This window comes from Propionispora vibrioides (assembly GCF_900110485.1).
Lineage (GTDB): Bacteria > Bacillota > Negativicutes > Propionisporales > Propionisporaceae > Propionispora > Propionispora vibrioides.
Genome location: NZ_FODY01000007.1, coordinates 141,059 through 157,212 on the forward strand (window position 1 = coordinate 141,059; position 16,154 = coordinate 157,212).

Annotated in this window: 12 protein-coding genes and 1 pseudogene; all 13 read right to left on the reverse strand. The window is 53.8% G+C overall.

Annotated features, from left to right (window positions below; genetic code table 11):
* Positions 1–17: 17 nt before the first annotated feature.
* The 13 genes and pseudogenes from BMW43_RS08050 to BMW43_RS08115 all read right to left on the reverse strand — a co-directional run bounded on the left by BMW43_RS08050 (position 18) and on the right by BMW43_RS08115 (position 16,076).
* Entirely contained in the window at positions 18–1,715 is a 1,698-nt protein-coding gene (locus BMW43_RS08050; RefSeq protein WP_177173507.1) for a ribonuclease J, read from the reverse strand.
* A 389-nt stretch (positions 1,716–2,104) separates the two neighbouring features.
* On the reverse strand, positions 2,105–3,076 hold the full coding sequence (locus BMW43_RS08060; RefSeq protein ID WP_091745564.1) for a 3'-5' exoribonuclease YhaM family protein: 972 nt from the start codon (positions 3,074–3,076) through the stop codon (positions 2,105–2,107).
* Between the two features lie 268 nt (positions 3,077–3,344).
* Positions 3,345–4,970 (reverse strand): DUF4127 family protein, encoded by a 1,626-nt coding sequence (locus BMW43_RS08065; protein ID WP_091745566.1) that lies wholly within the window; start codon positions 4,968–4,970, stop codon positions 3,345–3,347.
* A 281-nt stretch (positions 4,971–5,251) separates the two neighbouring features.
* A complete protein-coding gene (locus tag BMW43_RS08070; RefSeq protein ID WP_091745568.1) occupies positions 5,252–6,838 on the reverse strand; it encodes an N-acyl-D-amino-acid deacylase family protein in 1,587 nt (528 codons plus the stop codon).
* A 7-nt stretch (positions 6,839–6,845) separates the two neighbouring features.
* The gene (locus BMW43_RS08075; protein ID WP_091745570.1) at positions 6,846–8,030 is read right to left on the reverse strand and encodes a YgeY family selenium metabolism-linked hydrolase; all 1,185 of its coding nucleotides are present in this window, start codon (positions 8,028–8,030) and stop codon (positions 6,846–6,848) included.
* Positions 8,024–9,253 carry a diaminopropionate ammonia-lyase gene (gene dpaL / locus BMW43_RS08080; protein ID WP_091745572.1) on the reverse strand — a complete coding sequence of 410 codons (1,230 nt, stop codon included), beginning with the start codon at positions 9,251–9,253 and terminating at the stop codon, positions 8,024–8,026. The genes BMW43_RS08075 and dpaL overlap by 7 nt, the downstream gene beginning before the upstream one ends.
* A gap of 369 nt (positions 9,254–9,622) precedes the next feature.
* Positions 9,623–10,237: a GAF domain-containing protein gene (locus BMW43_RS08085; protein WP_143050588.1), complete on the reverse strand. Its 615-nt coding sequence runs from the start codon at positions 10,235–10,237 to the stop codon at positions 9,623–9,625.
* Between the two features lie 322 nt (positions 10,238–10,559).
* Positions 10,560–11,969 (reverse strand): annotated as a pseudogene (hydA, locus tag BMW43_RS08090) (dihydropyrimidinase); the annotation flags it as partial.
* 182 nt (positions 11,970–12,151) lie between these two features.
* On the reverse strand, positions 12,152–12,844 hold the full coding sequence (locus tag BMW43_RS08095) for an aspartate/glutamate racemase family protein (protein ID WP_091745578.1): 693 nt from the start codon (positions 12,842–12,844) through the stop codon (positions 12,152–12,154).
* Complete coding sequence (locus BMW43_RS08100; RefSeq protein WP_091745580.1) at positions 12,831–13,679, reverse strand: energy-coupling factor ABC transporter ATP-binding protein; 849 nt, start codon at positions 13,677–13,679, stop codon at positions 12,831–12,833. The genes BMW43_RS08095 and BMW43_RS08100 overlap by 14 nt, the downstream gene beginning before the upstream one ends.
* Entirely contained in the window at positions 13,676–14,533 is an 858-nt protein-coding gene (locus tag BMW43_RS08105; protein ID WP_091745582.1) for an energy-coupling factor ABC transporter ATP-binding protein, read from the reverse strand. Before BMW43_RS08105 ends, BMW43_RS08100 begins: the two co-directional genes overlap by 4 nt.
* Positions 14,530–15,420, reverse strand: coding sequence for an energy-coupling factor transporter transmembrane component T family protein (locus BMW43_RS08110; RefSeq protein ID WP_091745584.1), 891 nt, complete (start codon positions 15,418–15,420; stop codon positions 14,530–14,532). Before BMW43_RS08110 ends, BMW43_RS08105 begins: the two co-directional genes overlap by 4 nt.
* Before the next feature lie 29 nt (positions 15,421–15,449).
* Positions 15,450–16,076 carry a hypothetical protein gene (locus BMW43_RS08115; RefSeq protein ID WP_091745586.1) on the reverse strand — a complete coding sequence of 209 codons (627 nt, stop codon included), beginning with the start codon at positions 16,074–16,076 and terminating at the stop codon, positions 15,450–15,452.
* Positions 16,077–16,154: the final 78 nt, after the last annotated feature.

A 16,154-nucleotide genomic window follows, 5' to 3' on the forward strand; every position in this document is an offset into this window, starting at 1 on the left:
GCTGCGCCTTGTCCGGGCTATACTTCCATAATGATCGGCAGGATCATCGGCTTTCTTCCGGTCTTGGTAAATAAATATTTTGTCAGCGAATCCCGCATGTCCGACTTCATCGGCATCCATTCGGTAACCGGAGCATTTTGATACCGCTCCAGCACCTCCTTAACCACCCGCCGCGCTTCGTTGATCAGGTTGTCCGCATCGCGGACATACACAAAGCCACGGGAGACGATATCCGGCCCGTCCAGTACCAGCCCGTTCTGCTTGTCCAGCGTAACCACTACGATCAGCACGCCGTCCTGCGATAACTGCCGCCGGTCCCGCATGACAATATTGCCCACATCGCCAATTCCCAAACCATCGACAAAAATCTTGCCAGCCGTAACCTTGCCGGACACCCGGCCTGTTTCCCTCGTAAATTCCAGGACCTGTCCATTTTCGCCAATAAAAACATTCTCTTTCGGAATGCCCACCTCATTAGCCAGCTTGCCATGGAACTTGAGCATCCGGTATTCGCCATGGACCGGAATAAAGAATTTCGGACGGACCAGATTCAAGATGAGTTTTAATTCTTCCTGACTGCCGTGGCCGGACACGTGAATACCCGAAGAACGCTCGTAGACTACGTCTACCCCCAGACGCATCAGCGCGTCGATCGTCCGGCCTACCGACCGTTCGTTGCCCGGGATAGGGGTAGCGGCAATCAGCACGGTATCGCCACGGTGAACTTCCATACTGCGGTGGTTCTGGAACGCCAGCCGGCTTAATGCCGCCATCGGTTCCCCCTGGCTGCCTGTCGTCAGAATCAGAATCTGATTATCCGGGTAGCGGTTGATTTCCTCCACCCCGATCAACACCCCATCGGGAATAGTCATATACCCCAGTTCAGCAGCCTTGGTGATAACCGTCACCATGCTGCGCCCCAGCAAAGCCACTTTGCGCCCAAACTCGTAGGCCGAGCTGATCGCCTGCTGCAGACGCAGCACGTTAGAGGCAAAGGTGGTCATAATAATCCGGCCCTTGGCCGTCCGGAAATGTTCGTTCAGCGCCTCGGTTACCGTCCGTTCCGACTTGGTAAAACCGGGCCGTTCCGCGTTAGTGCTGTCCGACAGAAGCACCAGCACGCCCTGGTCGCCTAATTCGGCAAATTTGTGAATATCAATAATCTTGCCGTCAACCGGTGTCTGATCAATCTTAAAGTCGCCGGTATGCACCACCGTACCGATTGGCGTCTTAAAGTAAATACCCAGCGCATCGGCAATTGAATGGTTGACCTGGATAAAACCGACCTCAAACTGTCCGGCCCGGATCATATCGCCCGGTGCCACCGGCATCAGGCTGTTGGCCTGTACGTTATACTCCCGCAGCCTGCCCTCCACCAAACCCAAGGTCAGACGGGAGCCGTACACCGGCACGTCCACATGCTTCAACAGATAAAACAGCGAACCGATATGGTCTTCATGGCCGTGGGTCAACACCACCGCCCGGATTTTATCTTTATTATCCAGTAAATAGGTCATGTCCGGAATAACGAGGTCAATGCCCAGCATGTCCTCCTCCGGAAAAGCCATACCCGAATCCAGCACGACAATGTCGTCGCCATAGCAAAAGGCTGTCATATTCTTGCCAATTTCGCCAAGGCCCCCGATCGGGATAATTAATAATTTTTCATCACTACTCAAGAAAATTTCCCTCCAAATGTACAATTTACTATTCATATATTTATTGTTTACTACAAGCCCCCGCCGGGCTTACTCCGTCGTTTCCACTGCCCGCCGGTAGAAATTCAATCCAAACCGGTATCATTATCCGCTCATAATAATTCCTTTAAGTATATACATTTTACCGGATTTTTGCAAGAAAAATCCTTTTGTTGCTCTGCTTTGCAGCCCCCGCGCTAGAAAAAGCATTGCTTTATTATCAATAGTATTCCCCAAAACAAAGCTTTTTCCACAGGCAAATATAGTATGTGGCGGCAGCCGCCGGTCCGAAAAATAAAAATTCGCTTGCCGCCGGTCCCGGCACACCGTCAATCAGACCGGCAGCTCCCGATAAAAAAGAGGCTGTGCACGGCAGTTGCCGTACCACGAGCCTCTTATCTGCCTTATTATACCGGTTCCTCCGGGTTGCCGGCCGCCGCTTTATAGAGCTTCCGGTTTTGCAGCAACCACACCTTTTCCGAGAACCGGCCGGGCGGGGTATTCCCCAGTACCTTTTGCATATCGTACATCCGGGCATCAATCAAATCGAGATGGTGCAGCATTTCCGCCTCCGGAATCATCGGGCGTTTGGGACTGCCGAACTCCGGCTCATAATGATGGGAAAGAATCATGTGCTGCAGCAGCAGGGAAGCCTCCTCGCCGGCGCCGACCTTCCGGGCTACCCGGTCAATCAGCTTGATTCCCTGCACAATATGGCCCAGCAATTCCCCCTCGGCGGTATACTCGGAAACAATGCCCCATTCTCCCGCATCCATTTCATCCAGCTTGGCAATATCGTGCAAAATGATACCGGCAAACAGCAAATCCTTATTCAGTAACGGATAAATCCGGCATGTTTGTTCGCCAAGCTGCAGCATGGTAAGAATGTGATACAAAAGACCGGACCGCACGGCATGGTGATTACTCTTGGCCGCCGGGTAAATCAGCAGTTTCTTCTTACAATCGTCGATGATAAAACTGACAATGGCGTTCAGATCGGCATGTTCAATTTTTCTGACAAACTGCAGCAGTTCGGCATACATCCCTTCGGCATCACGGGGAGCCACCGGCACAAAATTGGCAATCACCAGCCCGTCTTCCGACCCGGCCAGCCGGAGCTTCTCTATCTTGAGCTGCAATTTCCCCTGCCATTCAAATACGGCACCCTTTACCTTAATCAAGGAACGGGCCACGTACTGAGCTTCGTCTGCCGGACTGCAATCCCATAGTTTAGCATTCATTTCTCCCGTCTGGTCAGACAGGGTAATATCTAAATAGCGTTTATTATTATTCGAGGTTTTGCAATCAACCGCTTTAATTAGAAAAAAGGTCTGTACACTGTCGCCAGGCTTCATATCACAAATCTTCTTGTTTTCCATATTTCTCTCCCATGATCGACGGACCGGTTCATTGCAAACAGCGGTCCGTGTCTTAATCGTATCGCAATTACTTCTCGAAAACTTTGCAAACTCCTGCCAGTGCTCCGCCAGCTTTGAAACAGGAAGATGATGGCGAGGCAAAATTTTGTCAGCCAAGGCGGAGGAGAGAGACATACCGTCAGTATGTCGACTGACGACAACGCCGGGTGACGAAATTTTGACCGTCAGCCATTTCTGCTCTCAAGTTTAGCGGAGCGCTATCCCGTTTTTAGGGAGCCACAACCACTGCCAGGTCAAACATGCGGTCCCAGGGATACGCAACACGGATAGCGGCAGGGTCAATCCAGAGAAAACGCCGGGCAAACCGTTGCAGCTTCTCGTTGGTTCGGGCGGCGGCCTCAGGATTAAGCCAGCTTAGATATTCCGTTCTGCCCTGGTTAAGATACACCACTTCCCAGCAAACCTCCGGGCGGATATTAGCCTGATAAGCCCAGTCCTCCAAATAACGGACGGCAAGAAGCCGTTTCCGTTCCTTATCATCCATATTACGGGCCAGCAAGCCCTGTCCCAGTGCATAACCCAGAGTATTGCTGGCCGTGTTCCAGCCCGAATAAGCAGCCAGCTTATCCAGCAAGCCCTGTTTGAACATGGCCTGCAGCAGTGAATTATCGGCGCCGTTTGCGTAGGCCACGTCGGCCATAGCCACCGGCCGGCCGGCCCGGATATCCTCGGCCATTTGCTGCGCCAGCTTCTCCGTTCGCTCTTCCCTGACCGGCAGGTTGGTAAATACATCGGCCTCCTCGGTCTTACCGGTAAGCGGCGTATTCAAGTAAAGAACCAGGTCGGCTTGCTGCGCTGTGGCAGCCACCCGGCCACCGGCCGCCTTAATGTGATCAACCACCGTAAGCCCCAACGGCTGGTCCTCGTAGCTGGCCACCGTATCCGGCCCGGCCCCGGCAGCATAACGGACGTACACGGCCGGCCGCTTGCCGGCCAGGCGGTTAGAAGCTCGCGTCAACAGCACCATGCCTAACTGGTCGGCACCGGGGAAAGAAGCGAAAGTGCCTGCCGGCAAATCCCTCACCAAAGGCTGTAACGACCGAAACTCCTGATGGGAACGGGAAAAGGGTGAGGTATCGTCCCGTCCCAGCAAGAGGTAATCCAATTGTTTTTGTTTGAGCAGAGCCAGCAACCCGGTATCGATTTGATAGTTCTTAGCCCGCCGCTCCAGCCAGTCACTCAGATATTCCTGCGGAAGAGACGCCTCCAGGCTTTGCAGCTTGCTTTGCTCTTCCTCCGACAACCCCCGCAGCTCGGCCTCATCCTGCAAAGCCGTAAGCTGGAACAAAGCACCGCCGTATTTTTCGTAATAGACCGGCTCCATGCCGCCGACACTCATTTTCGGTGACCGCATCAGAGTGGCAAAAACATAAACGGGCGCCCGTGCATTCATGAGGCGCAGCCCGGCGAACCGCTGCAGCCGCCCTTCCAGTATAAAGCCTGGCAATTCATGGGTGCGGGAATCGACCAGACCGCCATAAATCAAGGTATCGCCGGATAAAACAAATGCATCGGCGGCCGGCGCCTGCTCCGCCAGCCACTGCCACAAAGCCTCCGGCTTACCGGTTCGGCCCCGTCCGGCCAACAATTCGGCCGGCGGCACAATCAACTGACAGCTTGCAGCCTGCAGCGTATCAACCACATAACCCAGTGATACCGGCCGGTCGTCGGCCGGTATATACACAATGCTTTTAGCCTCGCCGCGGCCAATTGCCCCGCCGGCGAAACATAACAGGACAAAACTCCAGCAAAGCAATAGCCTGCTCATCCATCGGCCAGCCCCACGCTTCATAACCCCGACCACCAGGCAACCTCCCCCGTTACGCTCATCCATTCAGTAATATCCTTAGCATAACCGGAAAAGCTACCTTTTATCACAGAGGCACTACCGGCCAAGAGGCCAATCAAGGGTCCTTTTATTCAGATTGCCCTGAGTCTCTTTCTAAAACCAGATACGGTTCGGACGAATCAAAAATTCTATCATGCTCGCCTCGCACGGCTTTCTCAGTAACCGTGATCCGCGCCACACCCTGCCATTTGCGACAATAAAAAAACAGCCGGCATCAGTCTAATTGCTTAAGACTGATGCCGGCTTGTAAAAAGGGAGAACAGCCACTATTTTCTCAACACCTTACCGCTAAGCTTCCCGGTTGGCCGGCCATCATCTAAGGCTAAGCCACCGTTAACAAATACATACTCTATCCCCATAGGATATTGAGCCGGCTCAATATAAGTACCTCTATCCCGGACAGTATTGGGATTAAAAATAACCACATCGGCAAAATATCCCGGCTTTAGCAGTCCCCGCTCCCGCAGGCCGAAAGCTTCAGCCGGTTTACCGGTCATTTTGCGAACAGCCGCTTCTAGAGTAAGCACCTTTTCTTCCCGCACATACTGGCCCAGTACCTTGGGGAAAGAACCGTATACCCGTGGATGGGGCTTGCCGCCCAATAGTCCGTCGGTGCAGACATTTTGCTCGGGTCGCTGCAGAATGCGAATCACCTGGTCTTCCTTGCCATAAAAATCCACCATGCCGACGGCATTGCCCTCTTCGTTCAACAGATCAAAAGCCGCGTCATACACATTTTTGCCGCGCATACCGGCGATCTCCACCAGGTTCTTACCAACCAGATCGCGGTTAGCAGCTGTCTTCACACTGGTAACATAAATCTGATCCGGTCCGGCAAAATCCCAGAAGTTATCCCAGCCCGGCAGGCCTTGCTCGATATCGCGAATCATGCGCCGCCGCGCCTCCCGGTCCTGCAGACGTCCGAGCAGTTTGTCGGTGCCGCCGTCATGAGCCCAGGGTGGCAGGATAACCCCCAGCATGGTGCTGCCGGCAGCGTAAGGATATTGATCAAAAGAGACCCTTATACCCTCCCGGGCGGCTTTATCCAGTAAGTGTAGCATGGGCTCCAGATAACGCCAGTTTTTAACACCGCAAATCTTAAAATGAGAAAAATGTACCTTGACACCCGACTGCCGGCCTATATCCAGAATTTCCTCCATCGATTCCAATACGGTGTCCGCTTCGCTGCGCTGGTGCACGACAAATACCCCGTCATAGCCGGCAACCACCTGGCACAGCGATACCAGCTCTTGTCGGCCGGCGTAGGCACAAGGCATATAAATCAAGCCACTGGACAAGCCAAACGCGCCGGCCTCCAGTTCCCGCCGGACAATGTCCTGCATCCGCTCCAGTTCCAGCGCCGTCGGCAGACGGTTATCCAGCCCCATAGCTTCCATCCGTACATTGCCGTGAGGTACCAGATAGGCCTCATTAAGCCCGACACCATTCTGTTCCAGCAGCTGCAGATAGCCGCCAGTGGTTTTATAAGTCCAGTCTATCCGGTCGCTGTCGCCGTCCAGCCCGGCCAGGTTTTTTCGCCAGGGCGACACATATTCCACCGGCAACGGCGCCAATGAAATACCGTCCTGCCCCAGCACCTCCGTTGTAATTCCCTGACACAGCTTGGGTTCGAGCACGGGATTGAGCAGCACTGCCAGGTCGGAGTGGCTATGCGTATCAATAAAACCCGGTGCCACCACCAGTCCTTCGGCTTCGATCACCCGGTCAAAGTCACCCTCCCTGCCAACCGGACTAATACAAGCCAGTCGCTCGCCTTCAATCACCACATCGGCCGGGAAAAGCGATCGTCCACTGCCATCCGCCAGGCGGCCGTTCTTAATCAATATCCTCATACAACACTCACCTCAATACCGCGGCCAGAATGCCGTAATAAGCGGCCGCCGCCTGCAGCAGCTGGTCAATTTCAATATATTCGTCAATCGTATGAGCCAGATTCTCCCGGGAAGGTCCGAACCCGATCGTGGGGATACCGGCCTCCCCGGCGTAATGACTGCCGTTCGTGCAGAAGGAGTATTGTGTCAGTTCCGGCGTCAGACCGGCCCGGAGCAGTCCTTCCCAGGCCGCCGTAATAAAAGGCTCCTCCTTTTCGTACAGCCAGCCGGGGAAAAACCGTTCCCCTTCGATTTCTGCCCCGGTATAGCAACGCTCCTTGCCGGCAGCAAAGCCAACGGATGCCTTACACTCCGGATTTTCCCGCTCCATTGCCGCCAGCAGCTCCTGCAACGGCTTCAATACCGAGGCCGGCGTTTCCCCGACCAGCAGACGGCGGTCATAGGTTGCCCGGCAATAATCAGGCACCACCGAAGCACCGGGATAGGGTGAGGACTTGATGTCGGTCAGTTCCATAATGCCGGCTCCCATTACGTTATGGGCCGGCGGCGTTAATTGACGGATGCGTCGCACCATTTCAGCCATAAGATAGACAGCGTTGACTCCCCACTGCGGATTGGCCGAGTGGGCCGGTTTTCCATAGGTTTCCACCACAATCTCCGCTCTCCCCCGCTGTCCCCGTTTTAAGTTAAGCTCCGATGCTTCACCAATAACCACATAGTCGGGTTGAATTCGCCGGCTGATTTCCCTGGCGGACACCCCCTCGAAGCACTCTTCGTGTACAACACCGGCCACGTAGATTTCACCGGGAAAGTTACGGCGGCTGTCAGCGGCAAAATAAGCGGCCGCCGCCGTCATGGCACTGACGGCGCCCTTCATATCGGAAGTGCCCCGGCCATAGATGCGCCCCGCTTCCACTTCGGCCCCAAACGGCGCATAGCGCCATTGAGCGGCATCCACCACCGGCACAGTATCCAAATGTCCATCAAATAACAGCCTTTTTCCTGGCCGGTTTCCTCTAATGCAACCAATCATATTGCCATACCGGTCACGCCAAAAAGCATCGTAGCCCAAGCTGGCAAAGGCTTGCTGCAACCGGTCAGCCGCGTCTCCTTCCTCACCGGAATAACTTCGGCATTGCACCAGTTCCCGGCAGAGTTCAATAATCTCCTGCTCCCGTTGCTGATTTAGCATGGGTTCTCCCCCTCCTGCCAGGACGGATACGCCCCGTCCCAGACGATTTTACGATAGGAAGCCGGATCTGTATCGCCTTCGGTACTAATTAACAGCACCCGGGAATGCTGATCCAACCCCAACGCCATTCTCGCTTCCCACAGCTCTTTTCGCTCCAGGAGAGCAGCCAGCAAACCGGCGCCAACCGCCCCCGACTCTCCTGCTATCACCCGCTCATCCTGACCGACTGAATTGCCCAACACCCGCATACCCTTGGCCGTCACCCAATCGGGACAGGAGAAAAACATATCGCCATAGTCCCGGATGATACTCCAACTTAACGGATTGGGTTTGCCGCAGGCCAGCCCGGCCATAATAGTCGCCATGTCGCCGCTCACGCTTCGCTCCCGACCGTCCGCCGCCAGGACCGAACGGTAAAAGCAATCGGCCTGATTAGGCTCGACCAGCACCATCACCGGCCGCTCAGTACCAAATGCAGCGATAAAATGGCCGGCTATAGCGGCAGCAAACGAGCCTACACCAGCCTGTAAAAACACATGGGTAGGCCTTTCCGGCCCCATTTGCCGAAACTGGTCAATGATCTCAGCCGCAATATGGGCATAACCCTGCATAATCCAGACGGGAATGGTCTCATACCCCTCCCAGGCAGTGTCCTGTACCACTACCCAGCCGTTATGGCCGGCCTGTTCAGCCGCCATATCAACTGCTTCATCATAATTCAACTCGGTAATCGAGGCTTCCGCTCCTTCACTTTGAATATGCTGCAGCCGGGTGAGCGACGAACCTTTCGGCATGTAGACCACTGCCTTCTGTCCCAGCACCCGTGCCGTCCAGGCCACACCCCGGCCGTGATTACCGTCAGTTGCCGTCACAAACGTAATCTCACCCAGCGTTTCCCGGACGGCCGCCGAAGACAGAACGGCAAACGGCAGCGCTCCCAGGTCTTTGCCCAGCCGGCCGGCCAGATATTTGCCAATAGCATACGATGCCCCCATAACCTTAAAGGCATTCAGTCCAAACCGGTAAGACTCATCTTTGACATAGATGCCGCCCACCCCCAGCTTATCCGCCAAACCCTGTAAAGAGCGGAGCGGTGTGACCTGATACTGGGAAAAGCTGCTGTGAAACTGCGCCACTTCAGCCAGCGCCGCCGGGCCAAGGAAGGCTACATCGGTGCCTTGCTGTCTTTTCAGGGTACTCTTTAGCCAAGCTACCTGATTCATTGGTTCTACCTCGCTTTCTAAAAGAAAAGAAAAACGGCGCTCTAAAGATACCGGATGGTTCTTGCAGAGAGCGCCGTTGCCCATTTATCTCATTTTGAGACACAATTGGTAAAAAAATATCCCCGACAAATGTCTTGGTCTGCCTTTATTATATCTCAAAATGAGATATAAGTCTACGAAAATCGGTGACGCCAGCTACATGTTGTCCGGATATCTAAAGAACACTACTTTCATAAAGTTGCTTAAAGGAACACCGAATGTCCCGACGGAGCTTTTCCTGTGGCTGCGTCAGCCACCCCTTAGAAGAGCCATCAATTTGGTGCAGTTTCACTTCTCCCATGCCGGCAGGCTTACAATATCAGTGGCTCCTTAAGATAATTCGTACTCCTTAATTTTACGGTATAGCGTCGCCCGGCTAATACCTAGTAACTTGGAGGCCTTTTCCTTGCTCCGGACATCGCCGGAAAACTCGGCCAGAGCTTTGACAATGGCCTCTTTCTCCAAGTGGTTCAGGTTTAGCGGCAATGACGACCGCTCTGGTTTTGTTTCCGGCAAGGTCAAATTGCCGGCAATCAGCTCGGCCATTTTTACAATAAATTGCAGCATCCATTCCCGATTATCCAGCAGCCGTCGAGTCTGTTCCCGTTCAAAGCTGATCAATCCGATCACCCCGACAGGCTCACCTTGCACCAGAATAGGCGCAGCCATTTCCGCATCTTCAAAACAGTTCCCCTGACGCGGACAGGGTTGGCATAGTTCATGATTGCCCGGATTCTTAATCAGTACTGTTTCCCCTGTCTCCAGCACATGGCGGTATACAAAGCCGTCCAGCATAACACTGCCCCGTCCCTCCCGGTACTTGCCAGTACCGGCGACACGGATCAACTGGGCGTCGGCAATTTCCACATCAATCTTTAACACGTCCGCTATAGCTTCCGCTGTTTTCTGTACAGTATCCCGTATATCCTGCAAACCTATCATCATAGCTCACCTCAAGCACATTAACCGCCTGAACGGCTTACCAGCCGGTCATCTCCTCAGGGCGTGTTTGCAAACTATCCGAAACGCTCCCTGACGGCGCTTTTTGCACCATACTTCGTTAACATTTTTTTGAAATAGGGGCCGCTATTCCGGCAAAATGTTGCCTCGTCTGGCACAAAAATCACTCGCCATGGATCATTCCGTTAGCTTGCAAACACGCCCTAGGACAACAACAACTAGTTTCTACGTCAGTTTACCAAAAAACGTAGCAATAATAAAGTATTTTCCAAAGGAATTGGCATTTTCGCTGTCGGTGGCCTGCAGATCAACGGTTGGCAGCAAAAGGCTTGCGGCGAACAAACTGTCCGGCACCGCGCACACCGACAAAGTTACCGCCTTCCACAATCACCTTGCCTCTGGCAATCGTCATCGTCGGCCAGCCAGTGATCTTCTTTCCCTCATACACACTGTAATCAATTCCCTGATGGAGCCGGTCAGCCTGTAATGTTCCAGTCTGTGCCAGGTCGACCAAAACCATATCGGCCAGGCTGCCAGGCTGCAGAACGCCCTTCTCCGGGTATAAACCGAACAGTTTGGCCGGATTGGCCGACGCCACGGCAACCAGTTGCTGCAACGTGAGCCGCCCTTGCTGAACACCTTCCTCCAAAAGCAACGGCAGCCGGGTCTCAATCCCCGGTACACCATTTACCACTTTAGTGAAATCACGCCTGCCGCCTGTCTCATCTTGCGGCAAAAACATGGTCTTTTCAGCCAGCGTATAGGTGCAGTCATCAGAACTAACCACCAGAACATCCTGCCCCAAGCCGGTCCAGAGCGCCTGGCAGTCGTCAGCATCCCGGAGCGGCGGACTCATGATGTAACGATAGCCCTCATCCTGCCGGTACATTTCCTGCGTAAGCACCAGATAATGGGGACAGGTTTCGGCATAAACCGGATAGCCTCTAAGCCGGGACTGCCGCACCGTCTCCAGGCCACGCCGGCTGGTCAGATGAAAAATATACAGTGGCGATCCGGCGGCTTCCGCCAGCAGAATGGCCCGCCGCACCGCTTCCTCTTCGCAGAGCGGCGGTTTGGCCTTGGGGAAATCAATCCAGTCCAATTCGCCTTTGGCTCGCTGCCGTTCTATATGAAACTCGGCTATCGCATTGGACTCGGCATGCACTCCCGGCAGTGCCCCCCACTTGCGGGCGGCTTCCAGCACAGCCAGCATCCCGTCGTCCTCAATCATAACCCCTTCTTTGCGATAGGTCATAAACAGCTTAATACTGCTGCAGCCATATTCCACTATAGCCGGAATTTCGGCAATCACTTGCGGATTGGCTTCGACAAACTTGGCATGAGTGCTGTAATCAATGACGGCTTTCGCCATTTCCTCCCGCCGCTCTTTCACCCTGGCCAATACCGAGTCGCCCGGCCGGGTATTGGTAAAATCAATAAAAGTGGTAACACCGCCAAAAGCGCCGGCCACACTGCCGCTGTAAAAATCAAGAGCGCCCCGGCAGCCCATGAACGGTGCCTCAAAATGAGTGTGCATATCAATCAGCCCCGGGAGAACGTATTGACCGGCAGCGTTGATCACCCGTTTGGCCCGCCCCAGCAAAGCGGCATCGCCCAGGGAAACAATCCGGCCGTCTTGCACGGCAATATCGGTTTTTATTATGGCGTCGGCATTCACTATGCTGCCGCCCCGAATAATCAAATCCAGCATATTCTCACTTCTTTCCTGCTCGGGCGTGTTGAAAAACTATCGGCACGCTCCCTGACGGCGCTTTTTGGGCCATACTTCGTTAGCCTGTTTTGAAATAGGGGCCACTATTCCTGCAACAGGCTGCTCGTCTGGCCCAAAAATCACTCGCCACGGATCATACCTTTAGGTTTTCAACACACCCTACTCATTTACGCATACAGTCCGGTGCGGGAAGGACAAAAGCCGCCGGCAATCATCTGCCACAGCGCCGTACAGCCTGCCACCACCGGGTCAATCACCGTCAGTCCGGTCCGCTGCTGCAGCCGTGCCCCAATACCGGTCATTCCGGCACAACCAAGAATGATTACTTCCGCTCCAGCCTGGCGCAAACTTTCGCATTTTTCCACCATTAAATCTTCCTGGCTGCCCGGCCGGCCGGCAAAATCACCGATCGGCACCTCCAGCGCCGCCACACCGGCCAGCCTGGCCTGCAGCCCGTAAGACAGGACCAGCGACTCCATCATGGGCTTGGCCTTGGCCGAAGCCGCCAGTATACCAAACCGGTAGCCCAGCAAAAGAGCCAGCGAAAAAGAAGCCTCGGCAATACCGGTAACCGGCAGCAGTACTTGTTCCTTCAAAGCATAGAGAGCCGGATCGCCAAAGCAGGCTAACAGCAAACCGTCGAAATGGTCCGGCGGCTGCTTGGCCAGCCGCTGCAGGACACTGGCGCCGCCCAGTGTATAGTCACGGAAGCTTTCCAGCACGTCCGGCGCTCCCGGTGTAGAAGTAACTACAAAATCAAAATGCAGTCTGTCGCTCAACACCTGTACCGTTGCTTCAATATCACCGGTCATGACCGGCGAAGAATTGGGGTTAATCACCAGCAGATTAGGCCGTTTCATAACCGCACCTCCGACGCCATTGCCGGTACAGTTCCTCCGGCGTTGCGATGCCCCGGTCAATGCCGTATGCCTGCCAGGCCTGGGCCAGAGCAGTCAGCGACGGTGGCTTGAGCGATGCCTGATCAAGAATTTCACGGGCGCCAAACACCTCTCTGACTGTTCCGTCCAGCAGCATGTGCCCCTGGTGCATGACCACGGCCCGCTTGGCATATTGGGCAACAATATCCATTTCATGAGTAATGATAATGATCGTGTGACCATGCTGCCGGTTCAGTTCCTGCAGAAACTCCATAATTTCGATCGATTGCCGGTAGTCCTGGCCGGTAGTCGGCTCATCGACAATAATGACCTTCGGCTTCAACGACAGAATAGAGGCGATCGCCACCCGCTGCCGCAATCCTTTTGTCAGAAAGAAAGGATGTTCACCAAACAGCTCCGGCCGCACACCGGCAATCCGGGCCGCCTCGCCGACCCGCTCGCGCACTTCACTTTCCGCGCAGCCAATATTGCGCGGCGCATAGGCAATCTCATCAAACACATTATTATTAAACAATTGATGGTCGGGATTTTGAAAAACATAGCCAATAGCCGTAACCAATTGTTTTTTCACCTTGGGCCGGGTAGTATCCAGTCCGTCCACCGTTACGGTGCCCGAAGTGGGCTTGAAGATTCCGTTAAGCACCTTGGACAAGGTCGTTTTGCCGCAACCATTTTGCCCGATCAGGGCGATAAACTCACCGGGAAAAACCTCCAGAGTCACTTGATTGACCGCCCTGGTTCCATCGGGATAGCAATATACCAAATCCTCAACCGTTATAATAGACTGCTGTGTCATGACGTTCTCCCCCGTTTCAGTTCCTGCCCCAGCCTATCGCGGATGTCCTCAAAATAAACCGGCACCTTCGGCTGCGGACTGTCGGCGGCGGCCAGATAGGAAAACCGGATGATGTCGGGCACACGGATCCCGCTGGCGGCAATGCCATCCAGATCGTCAAAAAAGCGTTCCGCCTTTTCCCGGCGACGGATACTGCCCTCCGCCAGGAGTAAAATTTCATCGGATAATTCCGCTATCTTTTCAATATTATGTTCAATGACCACAATGGTCATCTGCAGCTCTTTTTTCATGGTAGCCAACAGGGAAAACACATTATCCTTCGAGTGAGGGTCCAGCATGGAGGTCGGCTCATCCAAAATGATGATTTTCGGCTTCATGGCCAGCACAGCGGCAATAGCTACCCGCTGTTTCTGGCCACCGGAAAGATCATAAGGCGGTTTAGTCAACAGTTCCCGGATACCGGTCAGCTCGCTTACCCAGTCAAGCCGCTCATTGATTTCTTCCACCGACAGCCCTAGATTTTCCAAACCAAAGGCAATCTCCTCCTCTACGCTCATCGCCGTAAACTGGGCATCGGGATCGGCAAATACCATCCCGATATGCTGAGCCAGTTCCAGCGAACTAAGCGACCTCACTGTCGTGCCAAAAACCTCGATCTCACCCTGCAGCACACCGGAAAAATGCTCAGGAATCAGCCCCCGTAAGGCAAGGGCCAAGGTTGTTTTTCCCGCTTCATTGGGACCGACTATACCTAAAAAACGGTTAGCCTCCAGAGAAAAGGAAATATCCTTGAGCGTCATAGACTCACTGCCGCTGTACTTCCAGCACAGATGCTTCACTTCTAGGGCCTTCACTCTCCTCCCCCCTTTACCGAGGCCAGTAAAGCCCGGTTCACCAGTGAATGACCGATATCAAACTGATTGGTATGCACTTCAAAGATCACAAAAACCAGAAAAGCGGCCAACATACCGGAAATCATGGCAATATCGCCGCCCCGCACCGGCGATTTGGCAACCAGGTAGTCGGACCGTTTCCGGCCGTTAACCTTGCCGGTCAGCACGGTGCCTTTGGCAAATAAAGCCATGCTGATATCGTCGCTGCGCCGGATGGCCAGCGTAAACAGCGGCACCATATACATGGCAAAATGCTTGATTTTACCGGTCCAGGACATATCCTCCGTATCCAATCCCCGGGCCTCCTCCGCCTCACGGATAATCCGGTAGTCTTCCAGAAACATGCCTGCCGACCGCAGTGACAGGCCCAGAAAATAAGAGCAGACAAACGGCATGCCCGTCGACCGGAACGCCACTAGAATGTCCCTTTCCCGGTTGGTCGAAAAATAAAAAATCGACGCATAAATAAGTGCCACAATGCGGATGTACACACTCAAAGCCCACATCAGGGAATGGTACTCCAGGCGTACCCAGCCGGCCTGATACAATACCAGCGGCTCCCCCTTGCCGACGGGGAAAAAGATGTACATGGCCAGAATAAATATTCCTATAGTGAATACCATGGGCAAATACACCCGCAGCTTGCGCAAATCCACCCGGGAAAACAGGAATAAACCCAGAATAACCAGTAGAAACGCAAGATTTCCCTCCGGCATTTCAATAAACAGGGGAATCACGCCGGTAATCACAAAAAGAGTTAGACGAACCAGGGGATGCAGGGCATAAATCGGTGATTCCAGCGGCACATAACCTAAAATGGTTTTTTGCATAGTCTGTGTCCCTGCCATACATAGCGCCTCCCAACGGCCAACCGGGCTTAGGCCCAGTATTTTTTACAAAAGGTTTTTGATTTAATAACAATGGGTGAAACGAATTTCAACATAATAACTCCCAGTATCCAGGAAGCCACCGCGTTACCGACAAACCAGCCGAAAAAGACGGGTAAATGAGCTGCCGGCGTAATCAGATCGAAAGTTCTCAAGACCGTGCTGCCCCAACCGGCGCCAATAATATTGGAAACGATAATACCCCAAAAAGTGAAGGCAATCCAGTCTTTCGGCGTCAAAAGCCGCGGATCGGCGCCAAAGGTGCGGAAGGCCCAGCCGGCAATAATGCCTTGCGCCAGATTGCCCGGTATGTAGGCCAGCGATACCGGCAGAGGGGCTGACCCGGAAATAGCATTGGATATAATCGGAAACACAAAAGAAGCAATCCCTCCCCACATACCATACCAAATGCTGCCGACCGCCTGAATAGCCTGGCCGGGCCAGAAGGCAGATACAAACCCCAGCGGCACAGCAATGCTGCCAAAGGTGCCGACAACAACGCCAACCCCGGTAAACAAGGCCATCATGACAAAATGCCCCAAACCTGATTTTCTTACTTCACCAGCTTCCAGTTCCCAGACATTATCCTGCTCTCTTGTTACTACCTGCGTGGACATACGAATCACTCCAGTCATTTTTTTATTATAATAACAACCGACGTTACCGCCGCTGCAATTACCAGACAAACAAAAAGT

Excerpts from the sequence above, each read along its gene's own strand:
- BMW43_RS08050 (WP_177173507.1), bottom strand. The coding sequence starts at position 1,715 with ATGAATAGTAAATTGTACATTTGGAGGGAAATTTTCTTGAGTAGTGAT.
- BMW43_RS08075 (WP_091745570.1), bottom strand. The coding sequence starts at position 8,030 with ATGCTAAATCAGCAACGGGAGCAGGAGATTATTGAACTCTGCCGGGAA.
- dpaL (WP_091745572.1), bottom strand. The coding sequence starts at position 9,253 with ATGAATCAGGTAGCTTGGCTAAAGAGTACCCTGAAAAGACAGCAAGGC.
- BMW43_RS08060 (WP_091745564.1), bottom strand. The coding sequence starts at position 3,076 with ATGGAAAACAAGAAGATTTGTGATATGAAGCCTGGCGACAGTGTACAG.
- BMW43_RS08115 (WP_091745586.1), bottom strand. The coding sequence starts at position 16,076 with ATGTCCACGCAGGTAGTAACAAGAGAGCAGGATAATGTCTGGGAACTG.
- BMW43_RS08085 (WP_143050588.1), bottom strand. The coding sequence starts at position 10,237 with ATGATGATAGGTTTGCAGGATATACGGGATACTGTACAGAAAACAGCG.
- BMW43_RS08065 (WP_091745566.1), bottom strand. The coding sequence starts at position 4,970 with ATGGATGAGCGTAACGGGGGAGGTTGCCTGGTGGTCGGGGTTATGAAG.
- BMW43_RS08070 (WP_091745568.1), bottom strand. The coding sequence starts at position 6,838 with ATGAGGATATTGATTAAGAACGGCCGCCTGGCGGATGGCAGTGGACGA.
- BMW43_RS08110 (WP_091745584.1), bottom strand. The coding sequence starts at position 15,420 with ATGGCAGGGACACAGACTATGCAAAAAACCATTTTAGGTTATGTGCCG.
- BMW43_RS08095 (WP_091745578.1), bottom strand. The coding sequence starts at position 12,844 with ATGAAACGGCCTAATCTGCTGGTGATTAACCCCAATTCTTCGCCGGTC.
- BMW43_RS08100 (WP_091745580.1), bottom strand. The coding sequence starts at position 13,679 with ATGACACAGCAGTCTATTATAACGGTTGAGGATTTGGTATATTGCTAT.